Origin of the sequence: Enterococcus plantarum (assembly GCF_001730295.1) — a bacterium.
In the GTDB taxonomy this organism is placed as follows: Bacteria; Bacillota; Bacilli; order Lactobacillales; family Enterococcaceae; genus Enterococcus_L; species Enterococcus_L plantarum.
The window spans coordinates 1-17738 of the sequence record NZ_MIKA01000007.1; the positions used below are offsets into that span (position 1 = coordinate 1).

At 34.9% G+C, this 17738-nt stretch carries 15 protein-coding genes and 1 other annotated feature; of the genes, 11 read left to right on the forward strand and 4 right to left on the reverse strand.

Going from position 1 to position 17738, the window contains the following annotated elements:
• Positions 1 to 270 precede the first annotated feature (270 nt).
• From BCR22_RS03770 to BCR22_RS03815, 10 genes are all read left to right on the forward strand, one after another.
• Positions 271 to 1419: a cysteine desulfurase family protein gene (locus tag BCR22_RS03770; protein WP_069653653.1), complete on the forward strand. Its 1149-nt coding sequence runs from the start codon at positions 271 to 273 to the stop codon at positions 1417 to 1419.
• 43 nt (positions 1420 to 1462) lie between these two features.
• Entirely contained in the window at positions 1463 to 2668 is a 1206-nt protein-coding gene (thiI, locus tag BCR22_RS03775; RefSeq protein WP_069653654.1) for a tRNA uracil 4-sulfurtransferase ThiI, read from the forward strand.
• 160 nt (positions 2669 to 2828) lie between these two features.
• Positions 2829 to 3482: a redox-sensing transcriptional repressor Rex gene (locus BCR22_RS03780; RefSeq protein WP_069653655.1), complete on the forward strand. Its 654-nt coding sequence runs from the start codon at positions 2829 to 2831 to the stop codon at positions 3480 to 3482.
• A 126-nt stretch (positions 3483 to 3608) separates the two neighbouring features.
• Entirely contained in the window at positions 3609 to 4100 is a 492-nt protein-coding gene (gene tpx / locus BCR22_RS03785; RefSeq protein ID WP_069653656.1) for a thiol peroxidase, read from the forward strand.
• A gap of 270 nt (positions 4101 to 4370) precedes the next feature.
• Positions 4371 to 6101, forward strand: a complete 1731-nt coding sequence (locus tag BCR22_RS03790) for a hypothetical protein (protein ID WP_069653657.1) — start codon at positions 4371 to 4373, stop codon at positions 6099 to 6101.
• A gap of 11 nt (positions 6102 to 6112) precedes the next feature.
• Positions 6113 to 6316 carry a hypothetical protein gene (locus BCR22_RS03795; RefSeq protein ID WP_069653658.1) on the forward strand — a complete coding sequence of 68 codons (204 nt, stop codon included), beginning with the start codon at positions 6113 to 6115 and terminating at the stop codon, positions 6314 to 6316.
• Complete coding sequence (locus tag BCR22_RS03800; protein WP_069653659.1) at positions 6313 to 6753, forward strand: hypothetical protein; 441 nt, start codon at positions 6313 to 6315, stop codon at positions 6751 to 6753. Before BCR22_RS03795 ends, BCR22_RS03800 begins: the two co-directional genes overlap by 4 nt.
• Positions 6754 to 6766: 13 nt before the next feature.
• A complete protein-coding gene (locus tag BCR22_RS03805) occupies positions 6767 to 8341 on the forward strand; it encodes an AAA family ATPase (RefSeq protein ID WP_069653660.1) in 1575 nt (524 codons plus the stop codon).
• A 15-nt stretch (positions 8342 to 8356) separates the two neighbouring features.
• Positions 8357 to 8839, forward strand: a complete 483-nt coding sequence (locus tag BCR22_RS03810; protein WP_069653661.1) for a hypothetical protein — start codon at positions 8357 to 8359, stop codon at positions 8837 to 8839.
• Positions 8840 to 8900: 61 nt separating this feature from the next.
• Positions 8901 to 11201, forward strand: coding sequence for a tetratricopeptide repeat protein (locus BCR22_RS03815; RefSeq protein WP_069653662.1), 2301 nt, complete (start codon positions 8901 to 8903; stop codon positions 11199 to 11201).
• Here the strand turns inward: BCR22_RS03815 and BCR22_RS03820 are convergent.
• Complete coding sequence (locus tag BCR22_RS03820) at positions 11181 to 12185, reverse strand: D-alanine--D-alanine ligase family protein (protein WP_069653663.1); 1005 nt, start codon at positions 12183 to 12185, stop codon at positions 11181 to 11183. The two genes, BCR22_RS03815 and BCR22_RS03820, sit on opposite strands and share 21 nt — an antisense overlap.
• 77 nt (positions 12186 to 12262) lie before the next feature.
• Positions 12263 to 13192 carry a tyrosine-type recombinase/integrase gene (locus tag BCR22_RS03825; RefSeq protein ID WP_069653664.1) on the reverse strand — a complete coding sequence of 310 codons (930 nt, stop codon included), beginning with the start codon at positions 13190 to 13192 and terminating at the stop codon, positions 12263 to 12265.
• Positions 13193 to 13324: 132 nt separating this feature from the next.
• Positions 13325 to 13544 (forward strand) — a binding site (T-box leader).
• A 151-nt stretch (positions 13545 to 13695) separates the two neighbouring features.
• Here BCR22_RS03825 and BCR22_RS03830 point away from each other — a divergent pair.
• Positions 13696 to 16341, forward strand: coding sequence for a valine--tRNA ligase (locus tag BCR22_RS03830; protein ID WP_069653665.1), 2646 nt, complete (start codon positions 13696 to 13698; stop codon positions 16339 to 16341).
• Between the two features lie 70 nt (positions 16342 to 16411).
• Here the strand turns inward: BCR22_RS03830 and BCR22_RS03835 are convergent, their stop codons facing one another.
• Complete coding sequence (locus BCR22_RS03835; RefSeq protein WP_069653666.1) at positions 16412 to 16933, reverse strand: immunoglobulin-like domain-containing protein; 522 nt, start codon at positions 16931 to 16933, stop codon at positions 16412 to 16414.
• 197 nt (positions 16934 to 17130) lie between these two features.
• On the reverse strand, positions 17131 to 17724 hold the full coding sequence (locus BCR22_RS03840) for a TVP38/TMEM64 family protein (RefSeq protein ID WP_069653667.1): 594 nt from the start codon (positions 17722 to 17724) through the stop codon (positions 17131 to 17133).
• Between the last annotated feature and the right edge of the window lie 14 nt (positions 17725 to 17738).

Sequence of the window (17738 nt, forward strand, 5' to 3'; positions counted from 1 at the left end):
ATAGGACATCTTGATTTCCCCTTTTGATTGGTTTTCGTCGACTTAATTCTAAAGGATATCAGGGTGTCTTTTCTAGTATTTTGCATTAAAAAAGATGTCGGTGATTGTTCACCAACATCAGAAAGTATAGAGCCGTTAAAAGGCGAGACCGTGGTCTCGTCTTTTTGTTTGTTTCGAATGATTATGCAATGAATTCTGATTGTTAGGTTGAACTAGTAAAATAGAAAGTATATAATAGGAAAGAATTTCAAAAGAAGAAGGTTTTTTTAAATGATATATTTTGACAACAGCGCAACAACACCGATTTACCCTCAAGCTTTAGATACATATATAAAAGTCAGTCAACGAATTATTGGAAATCCGTCTAGTTTGCATGACATAGGTAATCAAGCAAATCGTTTAATGGAACAAGCCCGTAAGCAAATAGCAGATTTGATCGAAGTGAAGCCAGATGAGATTTTTTTTACAAGCGGTGGAACTGAAGGGGATAATTGGGTGCTGAAAGGAACAGCTGTAGAGAAAAAAACGTTTGGTCGCCATATTATTATTTCAGCTATTGAACATCCTGCTGTTGCTGAAACAGCAAGGCAGCTTGCAGAGAATGGGTTTGAAGTTTCCATCGCACCTGTTGATGAACGTGGATTTGTGATAGTGGATGAATTAGCCAAGTTGATTCGCAAAGATACGATCCTTGTTTCCATTATGGCGGTCAATAACGAGATAGGCTCGATCCAGCCAATTCAAGCAATTAGTAATTGCCTAGCAGACTATCCATCAATTCATTTTCATGTTGATGCTGTTCAAGCTATTGGCAAAGTTGCTCAAGAACAATGGTTGACGCCTCGAGTTGATTTCGCTACATTTTCTGCTCATAAATTTCACGGTCCCAGAGGAATAGGGTTTATTTATTGGAAACACGGTCGTAAACTTGCACCGCTTTTAACTGGTGGCGGGCAAGAAAATGATCAAAGAAGTGGAACTGAAAATGTGGCTGGAATTGTTTCTATGGCGAAAGCTTTACGTTTATATAAAGATAAAAACGCAGAAAAACCAGAGCATACTGGAACTATTCGGCGATATTTGCTTGAGGCATTACAAGAATATCCGAATGTCAGAGTATTTTCAAAAGAAACTGCGGACTTCGCCCCTCATATTTTATGTTTTGCGTTAAAAGGAATTCGAGGAGAAGTACTTGTACATGCATTAGAGGAAAAACTAATCTACACTTCAACAACTAGTGCATGCTCCAGTCGAAAGAAAATGACCAGTAGCACATTACATGCTATGAAAGTACCTGATTCGTTCGCAACGTCGGCCATACGGGTTAGCTTGGACGAATCGAATACAATTGCAGAAGCGGAACAGTTTATGATTATTTTTAATCAACTATATAAAAAGTTCCTAGTGTTAAATAGCTAAGAAAGAAAAAAAATCAAGCGTTATAGAAAAGGATTGAACAATTGTGAACTATACTGAAATTATGATTCGCTACGGTGAACTTTCAACTAAAGGAAAAAATAGGAAAATATTTATTTCCCAACTAGCACAAAACGTCAAAAGAGTACTTGGTGATTTTCCAGCTGTCAAAATCCATGCTGATCGTGATCGGATGCACCTATTATTAAATGGTGAAGACAGCGCTAAAATCTTACCCAAATTAGAAAAAGTCTTTGGTATCCAAACCTTTTCGCCAAGCGTACGTGTCGAAAAAACAATGCCAGCAATTCGTGAAATGGTTCAAACCATGATCCAATCTGCTTACCAACCAGGTCAAACATTCAAAATTACTTCTAAAAGGTCTGACCATAGTTTTGAATTAGATACAAATGAATTGAATCGAGAACTTGGCGGTGCCGTTTTTGAAATTTTCCCAGAGATAACTGTCCAAATGAAAAAGCCAAACATTGAAATTCGTGTAGAAATCCGCAAAGAAGGAGCATACTTATCTTATGAAACGATTCGTGGCGCTGGTGGATTACCTGTTGGAACGAGTGGACGTGGTATGTTAATGCTCTCTGGTGGAATTGATTCGCCAGTTGCGGGGTATTTATCAATGAAACGCGGTGTAGAAGTGGAAGCTGTTCATTTCGCTAGCCCACCATACACAAGTGAGCAGGCGTTACAAAAAGCGAAGGACTTAGCTGCTAAAATCGCCCCTTATGCTGGTAGTATCCAATTTATTGAAGTTCCATTCACTGAAATCCAGGAAGAAATCAAACGAGTAGTTCCAGAAGGTTATCTAATGACGGTGACACGCCGAATGATGCTACGTTTGACTGATGCGATACGTGCTGCAAGAAAGGGCTTAGTAATCATCAATGGAGAATCATTGGGGCAAGTAGCATCACAAACCTTACAAAGTATGGTTGCAATCAACGAAGTGACGACAACGCCGATTATTCGCCCAGTCGTATCGATGGACAAGGGGGAAATCATCGAAATCGCTGAAAAAATCGATACCTTTGAGTTAGCAATCCAACCATTTGAAGATTGCTGTACGATTTTTGCACCGCCACAACCTAAAACAAGACCTAAATTAGACAAAGCTCAAGCCTATGAAGCTAGACTGGATATAGAAGGGTTGATGGCCCGATCAATGGCTGGTTTAAAAGTTAGTGAAATAACTGAACAAAGTGAACAAAACAAAGAATTTTCTGATTTGCTATAAAAGCTAGAAGAACAGACTTGATAACGTTATCGATTCTGTTCTTTTTTATTAGTTTTTTTCTAATAGCTCCTATTTTTTTCACAAACAAGTTGCCCACGACTTGTAAGCATGATAAACTATAAATATATATATGTGAAATGAGTAACAAGGAGGCTAGGAAATGAAGGAATTACTTAAAGAAAAAACAATGCCTAAAGCGACAGCCAAGCGGTTGCCGTTGTACTTGCGATATTTGAAAATGCTAGGAGATTCTGGTGTAACGCGAATCAAATCAAAAGAATTTAGTGACGTGATTCAAGTCCCACCCGCAACCATTCGTCGTGATTTTTCTCACTTAGGAGAACTTGGGCGCAGTGGTTATGGCTATGATGTTCCTTACTTAATCGAGGTTTTTAGTCATATTTTGAATACACAACAAGAAAAACGGATTGCGCTAATCGGGTGTGGCAATTTAGGAAAAGCGCTAGTCAAAAATAACTTCCGAAGAAATGAAAACTTGAATATTGTTTGTGCATTTGATACTGAAAAAGAACTTGTGGGGTTTTCTGTAGATGATATCATCATACAACCAATGGAAAATCTAACTGAAGAAGTCAAAAAAACAGGTGTCACGGTGGCTATCTCTACGGTACCGAGCCAGTTTGCACAAGATGCGATCGATAAAATCGTCGATGCTGGTATTACAGCTATTTTGAATTTTGCTCCAGATAGAGTAACTGTGCCTCACAATGTGAATGTCCAATACATCGATTTGACAACAGAATTGCAGACGTTGATTTATTTTGATGAAACGTTTGCGAGTCAAAAAAACTAGAAAGCAAGAACTTTGTCATCTGTTCCTACTTCCTCTATACTAAATAAAGAGAGAGAATGTCAAATTGTTGAGTATTCGTAGCTTGAAACGCTTGCTCAGCTTTTAAATTAGAGGAGGAAAAATACAATGAACGTTACAAGAAAAGGCGAAAAAGTGGAAATAATTGGAGCCCAACCCGAAGTAGGTGCTAAAGCGCCAGATTTTTCATTAGGAAATTTAAATGATGAAGTAGTAAACCTATCAGATTTCACTGGTATGCCTGTGCTGATCAGTGTTGTACCTGATATTGATACTAGAATCTGTTCACTACAAACAAAACGCTTCAATCAAGAAGCTGCGAATGTTGAAGGTGTAAAATTTATCACGATTTCTAATAACACAAAAGAAGAGCAAGCGAATTGGTGCGCAGCTGAGGGCGTGGATATGGAAATTTTACATGATACTGAAGGTGAATTTGGTGAAGCCTATGGATTGTTTATTCCTGCAATGGGGCACTTAGCTCGTAGCATTTTTGTGATCGATAAAGATGGTAACATAGTTTACGAAGCAATTTCAGCAGAAATTTCAGAAGAGCCTGATTATGCTACTGCGTTGGAACAGGTAAAAACGATTCTTTAAAAATATATAATAGAATTTTAAAAATAGAAATAAATCTTAAGAGTGAGTGAAGACCGTTTTTCGGTGTTCACTCATTTTTTTTGAATTTTAGTGGTAGTAGGTTTATGGAATGCTGAATTTTTATGTGAGAAAAGGTACTTTAATTCATGATTTTCATTTTATTTAATAACATTTGTTAATATAAGTGTATAATAAAGTAAAAATTGATTATAATATGTTGTGTATGTGTGATATTATTAGATGGATGAATATAGATTTAGGAGGATGGAAATGGCGGAAAGAGTTATTAGTACAGCTAATTTGAGTGCAATCGAAAATAATCTATCTACAATTCACAATAATATTGATGCAATGAATGGAATGATTTCTACAGTAGATGGAAATGTCCAAGTTGTTTATCAAGAACTGGCTGAATTAGCAAAAGAATTTCATGAGTATGTACAATTGGCCAACAAGCAGCATCAGGTAGAAATAGCAGAAACTAGATTGGTAAAAATTAGACAAGAAATCGAAAAGAAATTTGGTCATTATGGAGAAATTCGAAGAACTGTAACGGGTGTTTTGCAAGCGGATGATTTAGAACTTATAAGAAAAGAAACAATAGAATCAGCTACAGAAGAATTAATGCTCTCTGCACCAGGTTATTGGTTAGCGCCTTGTTTGGTCGCCATCTCTGCATGGATAAGTGATAAACAAGATTTGGCTAAAAGAGCTGTTAGGGAAGCTATACGCCGAGATGATGAGAAAACATCGTTATTGTTTGCTTTGATTTGTCGCCGGGCGGATAGAAAAGCTGCTAGCTTAAAATGGACACAACGGTATTTTGCTAACCAAAATGAAGAAGAGCTAGATAGAGAAACGATTATTATTATTGATGCATTCGCAAGTGGCTTGTTAGGAATGGATTCTGAAGGGCTGATCTCTAGACAATTAATGGACTGGTTAGAAAGTATTTCTGATAAAGATGGATTTGAAGAGCAGTTGATTATGCAATGGTCCGATGCAATTAAACTTCACACACCTGATGAAATAAGGTCAGACTATCCATATTTAAAAAAATATAGTTCTACTTGGCTTAAGCTTGAGAATGTGTTAAAAGGTGCCAATTTACATGAAGTGATTTTTGATTATTTTCAAGGGATTTTCAACAAAGAAACGTCTAAGAGAAAATTAGTTGAACAATTAGATGACATTCTTTTTACATTAGTAAGTGATTTTGATGAGGAAGAAATTCCATTTAGGGAAGATGAAAGACTGAATGAATTGATTATTGACCGTGGTGGCGATGAAGCAGCGGCGAAGAGAGGGATGAACGTAGAAAAAACTATATTTGCTACGAAGAAAGATTTTTCACAACTGTTAACAGATGTTGCGATGAAACCAGAAAATTCAGGGGCGAGTGCTTCAACGCAAAAATTTGCTATTGCATTGTCGAAAGAATGGATTATGAATGCATACAATGACGTAATAGCAGAAAACAGAGCAAAGGTTCCAACCAAAGTTCAGTGTGTAGTAAATAAGTTTGTATTTACGTCGACTGATGGTAGTGGAGAAGAAAAAATACTCTCAGAATATGATGAGTTTGTGGTATCCGAAAGAGAGAAGAAATTAGCTGATTTAGTTTTACCTAATATTCGTGAATATGGTTTACAGATTGGCGCACTGGTTGGGGGAATTGGGTTATTGATGATGATAACTGGAAATCCTTTAGTCGGAATTTTAGCTGTTATAGCTGGTATTTGGGTGGCAAGTAGTTCTTTCAACGAGAAAAAAAGGATGGTTAAGCTCAGAGCGCAAGTGATAACGGAATATGAACAACAAATAACAACAGGAAAAGAAATTATCCGTGCTATTTTAGCTGAAATTGTCGATTTTAGACAGGAATTTGAATTAACAGATGCTAAAGGAAACGAAGTAATAGAATATCTTGAGCAAATTTCACCGGATCAGTATGTACAAAAATTATCTGGATCGATTCGTCGAGTAAAAGTAAAGGAATAAAGGAGAAGGAAATGAAAAAGTGTGCGAATTGTGAAAATCTAATCAGTCAAGAGTCTATTTATTGCCAGAATTGTGAAAAAGATTTACCTAATATGGCAAATGGAGAGTATAAACATAAAGTGAACATGGAAGAAAATTCATTTGCTAATGGATTACCAACTTGGGATATTGTTCCACCAGAGGCAGTCGTAGTAAGAAGGAAAAGAAAAATATGAAGAGCCCCACAATTTATAAAGAATGGGTAGAGTGTTTTCAACTATTAAAAGATTCTTGTAATGACAATGAAGTGTTGGAAGCGATGAAACAGGGAGAAATTGAATGGCAATCAGGTATTGCCGAAAGATTTACAAAACAACTTTTTGATGTTGTGAATCATCGATTGGTTTTCGCAACGGATAAATTTCAAAAGAGTCAAGCAAATGGGAGTGGAAACGAAGGTAGATACATTCAAGCATTGTTAGCCCTTAGAAAAGAGTTGCAGAATATTGAAAAAGTAGTGACGATACCTGTTATTCCAGAAAAGGAACAACAACGTTTTAAAGAGTTAGTAAGAGAACATACTGATCGTATACAAAAATCATTAGAAGATAGTGCAAAGAGCGATTATTCTGGAAAAATGTCGAGTATTGTCAAAAATCATAAAGTAAATTGAAGGAGTAAGTATTATGGGGAGTATAAATGAATGCAAAGATTTGATGAGAAGATACTCAATTGCGCGTATTCCATTAATCGTAATTAATACGATTGAACGCGCAAGAACATTGGAAATATTAGAAGGAGTTTCACAAGAGTTAGCATTACCTTTTTATGTCCATACATTATCTAAAGGAATCTATGATTTAACTAGTGAGAAGCTATTAACAGAAGATAAATCATATTATGCAGCGATAGATTTTATGAGTGAACAAATGAAAAAGAAACAGAATTTAACACTTGTATTAACGGAAGTACCAGATTTATCAAATGACAATTCCGAAGCAAAACAACTATTGGATTTAGTAACTTTAGCAAATGAATCTGGTGGATCAATCGTGATCTTTTCAACGAATCCTGTTTGGAATCAGTTGAAAAGATTAGGAATGATAATCAAAGTTGATTTGCCAGATGAAGAGGACATGTACAAAATTATTAAAGAATTTATTGACGAATATCGTTCAGAAATTTTGATTGAGTGGGATGATCTGGATGTTCGTGAGGCGTCATCGCTATTATCTGGTGTTACGAGGATTGAAGCTGAGAACATCATTTCTTCATTGATTGCGAATAAGTCGATAAAAAAATCAGATATGGATGAAGTAAGATTTGCTAAAGATCGATTATTTTCAGATATTTCTGGTTTAGAGAAAATAGAAATTGAAGATAGCGTCAAAAATGTTGGTGGATTACAAGGCCTAAAAAAATGGTTAGATATAAAAAAAACATTGCTTTCACCAGAAAAAAGAGCTGAAATGAAAGTAAGAGGATTACAATCACCAAGAGGTATTTTACTTGTGGGAGTTCCTGGTTGTGGTAAATCACTTTCAGCAAAATCTATTTCAGCAAACTGGAAATTACCACTATATAGATTAGACTTTGCAACTGTTCAAGGGAGTTTCGTAGGACAGTCTGAACAACAATTAAAAGATGCGCTAACCACAGCTGAAAACGTCTCACCTTGCATATTATGGATAGACGAAATTGAAAAGGGACTTTCAGGTGCGACTTCTGGTAATGACGGCGGTGTATCTACACGTATGGTAGGACAGTTTCTATTCTGGCTTCAAGAAAGTAAAAAGCAAGTATTTGTTGTAGCCACCGCAAATGATGTAAGTTTGTTGCCATCAGAATTATTAAGACGAGGACGTTTTGATGAGCTATTTTTTGTTGATTTACCAACAGCAGAAGAAAGAAAAGATATTCTCTCTATATACATGCGTAAGTATTTAGAGCTGGATTTTGAAGGTCAACTAGCAGATTCAATTGTTGAACTAACCAATGGATTTACAGGAGCTGATTTGGAATCTACAGTAAGAGAACTGGCTTATAATAAACTGGCTCAGAATAATTTTAGTCTAAATGAAACAACAATTTTAGAAGTATTTAAAAATGTCGTGCCACTGTCTCAAACTAGTCCAGAGAAAATCGATTCAATCAGAGAATGGGGTAAATCAAGAGCTGTACCAGCATCTGGAAAACCGATTGGTAGTGAAGTGGCATTGAAGGAGCAGCAATCACAAAAAACGCGAAAAGTATTAGTTTGATTGGAGTGAGTTTTAATGCCTAGACCATTGATTAATAGAACAAATAAAAAACAAGTTGATACAGTTTTTAATGTTAGTGAAAAAAATAAATCCTCGGTGAGTTTTGGAAATACTCAAATTGAAAAAGTACTAAGACGTAAACGGAGTAAAGAGTATGTGGATAATCTTAGCAATCTAGACAGTGGAAATGCTACTATTGCTCACAAGAAGATAGAAGAGATTTTGGCAGGTGTTGCTAAAGAAATTCCAGAAGTGGAGTTATCTGGTTTATTGTTAGGATATGTCTCGAAGTGTTATTTAGGGGATTCGTATGAGGTACATACGGTTGATATCAGTGAACAAATTATAGAGCATTATAAGAGAGGCGAGCCTCTAACAAATGGAATGGAAAAAGCAAGATCTATAGCAGTAAATCCAGCCTATGCATTCATTGAAGTTTATAGCGATTGTTGTAGAGCTGTAAGTAAAAATGGATTAGTTTCAGTTGTTAAAGGATAAAAAATTTTATAAATAAAAATGAACAAAGGATAATAAGCAATTATCGGAGGTTGAGTGAAAGATGAAAGAAGTATCTGAATACGCTAATAGAGATACTGAAAGAGAGAAATTAAAAAAGAGCATAGATAGTGACACAACAAAAGTTAGTATTGTAGAGGCAGTAAGAGCCTGTGGAGTTAGCTCTTTTATAAAAAATTTTATTTATAGAGAACAAAAGAAAAAAATGAATTCTTTATTGATGTATCGACTGCTAGATAGAGATTGTGAACTCCCATTAGTCATTTTAAAAGAACTCTCCTATGATCAAGAAAACTATACTGATTTCAAAAGATATGTAGATAAAGCTTTTGGGGAAAAAGAAACGTCATTAGTTTCAGCTTTATTGGATTTATCACCTGTAGGAGGTTCCGTTCTCAAACATGTGGGAAGTAAAAAAAGTGCTAAACACATTTATACAGAATGTGATGAGTCGTTGCTTGAATCTTGTTTGATACACTATTTCACAGATAGACTATCTGTAAAGAAGTTTGAAAAGATTGTATTATTTTTAGATCATATGCAAAATATCAATGAAAGATATTTTCCATTTTTAATTTCATTAACTCGTATAAAATTTTTTCATTTAGTTTTTATTCAAAACGAAGAAAATGATAATTGCCTAAAATTTAAAAATTGCATTCATGATTGTCGAATTAAACATAAAATCATTGAATTTACTGAGCCACAAATTAAACTAATTCAAGAATTAGCAGAGTTGTATACAAAAAAACAATTATCTGAGCTAAAGGCTCGAAAAGTTTTAGAGAGTAACAAAAAAAATATTCATAAAATTGTACAAGAAATTCGAAAAGAAACAGAAACTATTGAAGAATATAATAGTATCCAAATGGAACTATTAAAAGTGTTGTATTATAGCGGGGGGAGTTTGTCGAATAGATTTCTTCAAGAGATCATTATTCGATTACCTCTTTTAAAGGACATAATGAAGATATATGGCTCTCAAGATTTAAACAAAGAATTAAAGAAGCTTCAAGCAGCAGAGGTTGTTTCAATAAAAGGAGAGGATTTTTATTCTCAAGAAGTCCAATTAAGTGTATCTTTAAATCATATTTTTACTGATTTAGATCTAAGAGCTTCTTATTTATATGAAGATACTATTCTCGAATATTTTGATGGGATGAATATTTCATTTATACCAAAAGAGGAGCTTTTGATATATTATAGAATTGGGAAAAAATTAGATAGTGATCAAGTGGAAAATATAGCTAGAAAACTATTAGATATTATGCTAATAACAGGAGAAACCTTAGATAAAGAGTTAATTCAAGATGCTAATTTATCTCCTGATAAAGAAGAAGATTGTTTAATCAGTTGTATAATTTATTGTAAGGAGAGAAAATATTCAATAGCTTTAGAATTTCTAGAAAAAATAGAGAATTACAAAGATGAAAACTACCGAAACTTACGTGGGGTACTACTCAATCGTTGTAGGCGGTTGGACGAAGCAGTTGTTGCACTTGAGGAAGCAATCAATCAAACAAAATCGAATGATAGAAAATGTCTCTTATTATCATATTTGATTAGTTCGCATATTCATCTTAATCAGTTGGAAACAGCTAAGAGGATATTTGAAGATTGTAGCTCTTTGGTGAAAAAATCAGTCAATTTTGGATATCTTTTACGTAATTCTGTTATGCTTTTTGATGATCCTATCCAAATATACAATCAAGCTCTAGAATCATTTGAAAAACATAAGGACAACTTTGGGTATGCTACTACTTTGTGTAATAAAGGTAAAGAGTATTGTCAAATTGGCAAGACGAAGAAAGCTCAAGAATATTTAGAAAAAGCTGAAAAACTATTACAAATATATGGGAATCATCATTCGTATGCAGTGTTTAATGATTTAGGAATTTGCTATGCTTACAATAAAAAAGATGATTTTGCTATTGACTATTTCAAACTAGCAAAGAAGCAAAGTAAAGATAGTATGCCTGAAATATTTTCAGATATAAATCAAGCGTGTATTACATTACTTACGGATAGAGAACTTGCATTAACAAAAATAAGAGCACTAGAAAAAAAAGTTGAAGAACACGAAATTGATCGAGTAAGGCAAAGATACTATATTAACAGGTTATTCATAGAAAAATGTTGTCAAACAAATGAAATAAAAAAATGTATCGACAACTGTCAAAAATTTTTAGACCGTAAGCATCCAGAGCAGACACAACAACTAATAAAATTGTTGTGTCATGAAAAATTTAAAGAATCTATTTCATTTGAGCAATGGAAAAAATTTTATCAACCGTGTTATTTAGTATACTGGTATGTTGATCCCTTAAAACTGGTGACACTCTGAATAGGAAATCAGTTTTTGTCTGCACATACTAGAATCGATAATATTAGTCAATAAACTTTCGTAAGAAATTGAAGATGCAAGAGAACTTTGAGCAATTGTTGAACTTTCTCCGAGATTACAACATACATTAAATTCTAAAAAAGAAGGAATACCGTTTCTTTCATCAACTATGAAATCAAATCTAGTGTAATCTAGTGGTTGTATTTGTTTAAATAGTTTTTTTGAAAAGCTCAATAGTATATGATTAATGGTTTTATCTATACTCAACTCTCTAGATAATCCCCCCTGAATCTTTCGTTTTTGTTGATGTGTTACCACATTATCTTTCAATGTGGAAGTTTCTTTTATAGGTGTCAAAAAAAGAGGTACACCAAAATTATTTAAAACAGGACAAGTATAGTAAATACCTTTTATTTGTTCTTCTAAAATAACATCAATGTCCTTTTTGTACAGTTCTTTTATTTTTTTCTCTGCGAGTTTCCAAGATGCACAAATAGAGGATTCATCAATTTCAGCAGATGCTGCACCAAATCTCGGTTTTACAAAATAAGGGGGGGGAAAATTAGGGGGTATAATTTCTTGATCCACATTGTAAGTTTTCCAGTTTGCTGTTGGAACTTCTTCATGTTTTGAGAGAAGTTTTGCTAAGTGTTTATCTTCAGCTAAGGCTCTTATATTAGGAGAAGCACCTAAATAAGGAATTTTTAAATATTCTGAGACAGAAGAAATGAAAACTTCTGAATTTTTGATTGGAAACTTATTATATAAAGAAAAGATATAGTCAACTTCTTCATTCAAACGTAGAACCTTTCCAGGATCTGTTGCTGATATAATGTTTCCATAATTTTTGGTTAATACCTCATAAACTTTATGATGATATTGCGCATAAACTTCGTCATAAATGTTATCCGGTATTACTTCGTCTAAATTATTTGGTGCATATTTAGCTAAAAATAAAATAGTTGTCTCTTTTTTCTTTTTCATCTTTCACTCAACCTCCGATAATTGCTTATTATCCTTTGTTCAGCAAGAATATTGTCAGGGCTAGATTATTTCAAAAATCACTCAAATGAGAAATGATGCCTCGGATGTTTCTTCAAAAGGACATTCTTCTGCATTGTTAAACTCACATGGATATATCTTTCCGTTGTTTTTATCGAACTATGACCTAAAATCCTTTGAATATAGCGGCAATCTACGCCCTCATCTAAAAGAGTAGTAGCCAAGGTATGCCGGAACATATGGGGGGTTAAATGAGTAGAGATATCTGCCTTTCTTCCAATATCATTGATAATTGTTCGAACGGATTGTTCAGATAGCCGTTCTCCTAAGCGGTTAATAAAAAAATTTGGACAATCTGATTTTGACTGATTTCGAAGGTGCATATATTTTTGCATTGCAACAATAACTTCATTATTAGATAAATATAGAACTCGTTCTTTAGAACCTTTTCCTTTGATTAAAATTTTTTGATTGGTTAAATCTGTATTTTCTAGCGTCAAATTACATAATTCAGAAACTCTTATTCCAGTTGAAAATAAAAGTTCTAAAACTGCAATAGTACGAATTTTAGTAAAACGTTGAAAAGAAGTTTGTTTGGTTACTTGCTCAGAATTTTGGGTATAAGCTGTCTTTAAAAGTTGTTCAAGTATGTTTAAAGAAAAAATTCTTGGTAAAAGTGTATCTTCCTTTAATTGAAGGCGCATATTGCTAAATGGGTTTAACAAAATAAATTCCATGTAGACTAGATAGCTAAAATAAGTTTTTAAAGAAGCGTATTTTCTTTTAATGGAAGTAGTTTTATAAGTTAAAGAGAGATATTGTATATAATTCTCAATCGTTAACCGATTAATCTGGCTAAAATTGTTTTCTTCAATGTATTCAAAAAATTGCCGAAGATCTATTCTATAAGCCTTTAATGTTTTTTTATCCAATTTTTTTTGGTAGTGACAATACTCATAATATTGTTCTAATTTTGTTTTTTCCAACATGTAAATTCCCCTTTCAAGTCTATCTAATACTAAACCATACCACTTATATAAATGAAAGACTTGAGTAAGAAATTTTGTATAAGACAAGATTAGTTCAAATTGACTTATCTCTCACTTCAATGTTAAAATGATTCAAAGACTATGAACAAGAGGAGTATTACTGGCATCGTTCTAGAGAGAGAATCAATCGGTGGAAGATTTTCACATAACCAGTAAGAAGGTAGCTTGGGAGTCAATGATTTGAATGGAGTAGAATGATTCGAGTAGTGATCGTTACCTCACGAATGAAGCGGTGTCTGGATCGTCAGACACAATTTAGGTGGTACCGCGTACAGAAGTTTACGCCCTAAAATACGAAAGTATTTTAGGGCTTTTTACATGTTCATCACAGATTGTGAAGCAATCTGATGTTGAACAGTACAAGGCGACTTATAAGGAGCGTTGTCACCTTAGTTTATCGTTTCACCATTCATTTAAATTAGAATCAGAAAGAAGGAACGCGTATGTCAGAAGAAAAAAATCTACCGACAAAATACCAACCTACAGAAGTAGAACAAGGCCGTTATCAAAAATGGCTAGACCAAGATTTATTCAAACCAAACGGCAATAAAGATGCAAAACCCTATTCAATCGTGATTCCACCGCCAAATGTTACAGGGAAACTACATTTAGGTCATGCATGGGACACCACTTTACAAGATATGATCATCCGTCAAAAAAGAATGCAAGGTTTTGATACATTATGGCTGCCGGGAATGGATCACGCAGGTATCGCAACCCAAGCAAAAGTTGAAGAAAAATTAGCTGAACAAGATATTTCTCGTTACGATTTAGGTCGTGAAAAATTTGTTGAGCAAGTTTGGGATTGGAAAGAAGAATATGCTTCTCATATCCGTGAACAATGGGCAAAAATGGGGTTATCACTAGATTATAGCCGTGAACGTTTTACTTTAGATGACGGATTATCTCAAGCTGTCCGTAAAGTCTTCGTTTCTTTATACGAAAAAGACCTGATTTACCGTGGGGAATACATCATCAACTGGGACCCAAAAGCCAAAACAGCCTTATCTGATATCGAAGTAATCCACAAAGATATCGAAGGGGCCTTTTATCATATGAGTTATCCACTGACGGACGGAACAGGTGTTGTGGAAATCGCAACAACACGTCCTGAAACAATGTTAGGCGATACGGCGATTGCTGTTCATCCAGATGATGAGCGTTATCAAGCCTTGATCGGCAAAACAGTCACATTGCCATTAGTAGACAAAGAAATCCCGATTATTGCAGATGAGTATGTAGATATGGAATTTGGAACAGGTGTCGTAAAAATCACACCAGCCCATGATCCAAATGACTTTGAAGTGGGTAATCGTCATGATTTACCTCGTGTGAATGTCATGAATGAAGATGGTTCTATGAATGATTTAGCAGGTAAATATGCAGGGATGGACCGTTTCGCAGCACGTAAATTGATCGTTTCTGATCTAAAAGAAATGGGTCGTCTGATTAAAATTGAAACAATGAATCACAGTGTTGGACATTCAGAGCGTACAGGTGTTGTTGTTGAGCCTCGTTTATCCACACAATGGTTTGTTAAAATGGCGCCACTGGCTGAAAAAGCCATCAAAAATCAAGATACAGAGGATGCAGTAGAATTTTATCCACCACGTTTCAATCAAACATTCTTACGTTGGATGGAAAACGTACATGATTGGGTTATTTCACGCCAATTATGGTGGGGTCATCAAATTCCTGCTTGGTATCATAAAGAAACAGGCGAAATGTATGTTGGCATGGAAGCACCAGCCGATCCAGAGAATTGGACCCAAGATTCTGATGTGTTAGATACATGGTTTAGTTCAGCATTATGGCCATTTTCAACAATGGGTTGGCCTGATGAAGAAGCAGCTGATTATCAGCGTTATTTCCCAACAAGTACTTTGGTAACAGGCTACGATATTATTTTCTTCTGGGTTAGCCGCATGATGTTCCAAAGTTTAGAATTTACAGGACAAGCACCATTTAAAAATGTCTTGATGCATGGCTTGATCCGAGCAGAAGATGGACGTAAAATGAGTAAATCTCTAGGAAACGGAATCGATCCAATGGAAGTCATCGATAAATACGGGGCAGATGCGTTGCGTTGGTTTATGTCCAATGGCTCTACACCTGGTCAAGATATGCGTTTTAGTTATGAAAAAATGGATGCCTCTTGGAACTTTATCAATAAAATCTGGAATGCCAGCCGTTTTGTAATCATGAATGTTGAAGGAATGTCTTATAAAGATATTGACTTTAGCGGTGAGAAAACAGTAGCAGATCGCTGGATTCTAACACGTCTAAACGAAACGATTGCGCGTGTAACTGATTTGTTCGATCGCTTTGAATTTGGTGAAGCAGGTCGTCAGTTATATAACTTTATCTGGGATGATTTCTGTGACTGGTATATTGAAATGAGTAAAGAAATTCTGTACGGCGAAAATGAAGGGGCAAAACAAACAACACGTAGCATTTTAGTCTATACCTTAGACCAAATTTTGCGTTTACTACACCCAATCATGCCATTTGTGACAGAAGAAATCTGGGAAAATATTCCGCATGAAGGTGAATCCCTTGTGATTGCCGATTACCCAGTTGTTCAGGCAGAGTTTTCGGATGAAACCGCCGCTCGTGGGATGGAAGTCTTAAAAGAAGTGATTCGCGCAGTGCGTAACATCCGTGCTGAAGTGAATACACCACTGTCTAAACCAATTACATTATTGATCAAAACAAGTGATGAGGCAGTAGATAAATTCTTGATCGACAACACAAATTATATCGAGCGTTTCTGTAATCCAGAAGAGTTGACGATTGCAAGTGATATCATTGCACCAGAATTAGCGATGTCAGCGGTTCTAACTGGAGCAGAGTTATATTTACCGCTGGCAGGTTTGATCAACGTGGAAGAAGAAATAGCTCGTCTAGAGAAAGAATTAGACAAATGGACGCAAGAAGTCAAACGTGTGCAAGGAAAATTAGCGAATGAACGTTTTGTTTCTAATGCGCCAGATGATGTTGTGGAAGCAGAAAAAGCAAAAGAAAAAGACTATTTAGAAAAACAAGTCGTTGTGAAGGAACGAATTGCACAACTACGGACAGTGAATTAATTATATAGAAGTGGAACGTTAGCCAGAAAAAAATCTGATTAACGATCCACTTTTCTTTACACTCAATTTATTAGCTCGTTACTTTAACAGCAAATCGTTGAATTTCAATACCAGCATCATTTAATACAGCTAGCTCAACTTTATCTGTAGGTGAGTTAATAGCAACGCCCAATAGGCTAAATGTGTCATCTTCGGCTATTTTCACTGTTTGTTGTCGTCTTAGATTCACATATAGACGGACAGTTTTAGCGGACTTGCCTGTTACTTTACCCGTTACAAAAGTATCATCTATTTTGTATGGGCTTAGTGTCATCTCTACCGTAGGCTCTTGAATCACTACGTCATTCCGAGTAATTTCATCTTCATAACGATAACCAACGATTTCTACTTCGTCATCTGTGTAGTCAATCAAACCTTCAACATCAAAAGTAAATTGTCTGATTGAAGATAGTAACTTACGTTCGATTTCTTCGCCATTGATCATTAAAGCGACATGCGTATGAAAATAATCAGTTCCACCTGTGATTGTTGTATCTTCATATAAGGTGTAAGGATTCACAGTCAAAGAATAAGCTTTTTCTTCAATAGTCACAGTTGCTCGCTCTAATTCCTTATTTTATATGTTTGTGTAAACTATAACATATTTGTAGTTTAAAAAATATATCTTTTGGAATTGATTTATTTCGGAGTGTTTAGATAATAGTTAAAAAAGATAGGAAAAGCACATAAAAACAGCAAGCATCATCTCTAACTTGCTGTTTTACGTATTTTATACAATTGTTTGTACCTCTATTGGATTAAAAAACGATTAAACAAGAACAAAATAGCATAGCCATAAGTCGCCACTGACCAAAGTTTAAAGACAAGTAAAATTTTCATATACTCTTTAAAAGGAAGGTCTGCAAGTCCTGCGACTAAACAGACTAAGTCGTCTGGTGCAAAAGGAACGAGCAATGTGACGATCATTAATTTCTTAATGCCTTTTTCAGGACGATCCAACATTTTCTCGAACGTCAAGTAACGTTTTTTAGTTAAAATCAATCGCGCAAAGGACTTGCCATAATAACGAGCTAGCCAGTAAACAATGATTTCGCCGATGATCAGGCCAATATAACTATAAACTAATCCTTGAACATTGCCGAACATCAACATACCGACAACTGTTGAAATTCCTCCAGGAAGAATCGGAACGATTACTTGAACCATTTGCAAAAAGATAAAGATAAACACCGCATATTCACCGAATTGTTTTATAAAAGCTTGCAAAGACTGAACGGAGTGGAAAATTCCTTTAGAATAACCGTAAATCACTAGAACAACAAAACAGATAACACCTATAATAGGCAGTACATAGATGACCCGATTCAGAATTTTTCTACCCATGGCTTCAGTTTCCT

Excerpts from the sequence above, each read along its gene's own strand:
- BCR22_RS03815 (WP_069653662.1), top strand. The coding sequence starts at position 8,901 with ATGAAAGAAGTATCTGAATACGCTAATAGAGATACTGAAAGAGAGAAA.
- BCR22_RS03770 (WP_069653653.1), top strand. The coding sequence starts at position 271 with ATGATATATTTTGACAACAGCGCAACAACACCGATTTACCCTCAAGCT.
- BCR22_RS03790 (WP_069653657.1), top strand. The coding sequence starts at position 4,371 with ATGGCGGAAAGAGTTATTAGTACAGCTAATTTGAGTGCAATCGAAAAT.
- BCR22_RS03820 (WP_069653663.1), bottom strand. The coding sequence starts at position 12,185 with ATGAAAAAGAAAAAAGAGACAACTATTTTATTTTTAGCTAAATATGCA.
- tpx (WP_069653656.1), top strand. The coding sequence starts at position 3,609 with ATGAACGTTACAAGAAAAGGCGAAAAAGTGGAAATAATTGGAGCCCAA.
- BCR22_RS03825 (WP_069653664.1), bottom strand. The coding sequence starts at position 13,192 with ATGTTGGAAAAAACAAAATTAGAACAATATTATGAGTATTGTCACTAC.
- BCR22_RS03805 (WP_069653660.1), top strand. The coding sequence starts at position 6,767 with ATGGGGAGTATAAATGAATGCAAAGATTTGATGAGAAGATACTCAATT.
- BCR22_RS03810 (WP_069653661.1), top strand. The coding sequence starts at position 8,357 with ATGCCTAGACCATTGATTAATAGAACAAATAAAAAACAAGTTGATACA.
- BCR22_RS03795 (WP_069653658.1), top strand. The coding sequence starts at position 6,113 with ATGAAAAAGTGTGCGAATTGTGAAAATCTAATCAGTCAAGAGTCTATT.
- BCR22_RS03840 (WP_069653667.1), bottom strand. The coding sequence starts at position 17,724 with ATGGGTAGAAAAATTCTGAATCGGGTCATCTATGTACTGCCTATTATA.
- BCR22_RS03830 (WP_069653665.1), top strand. The coding sequence starts at position 13,696 with ATGTCAGAAGAAAAAAATCTACCGACAAAATACCAACCTACAGAAGTA.
- BCR22_RS03780 (WP_069653655.1), top strand. The coding sequence starts at position 2,829 with ATGAAGGAATTACTTAAAGAAAAAACAATGCCTAAAGCGACAGCCAAG.
- BCR22_RS03800 (WP_069653659.1), top strand. The coding sequence starts at position 6,313 with ATGAAGAGCCCCACAATTTATAAAGAATGGGTAGAGTGTTTTCAACTA.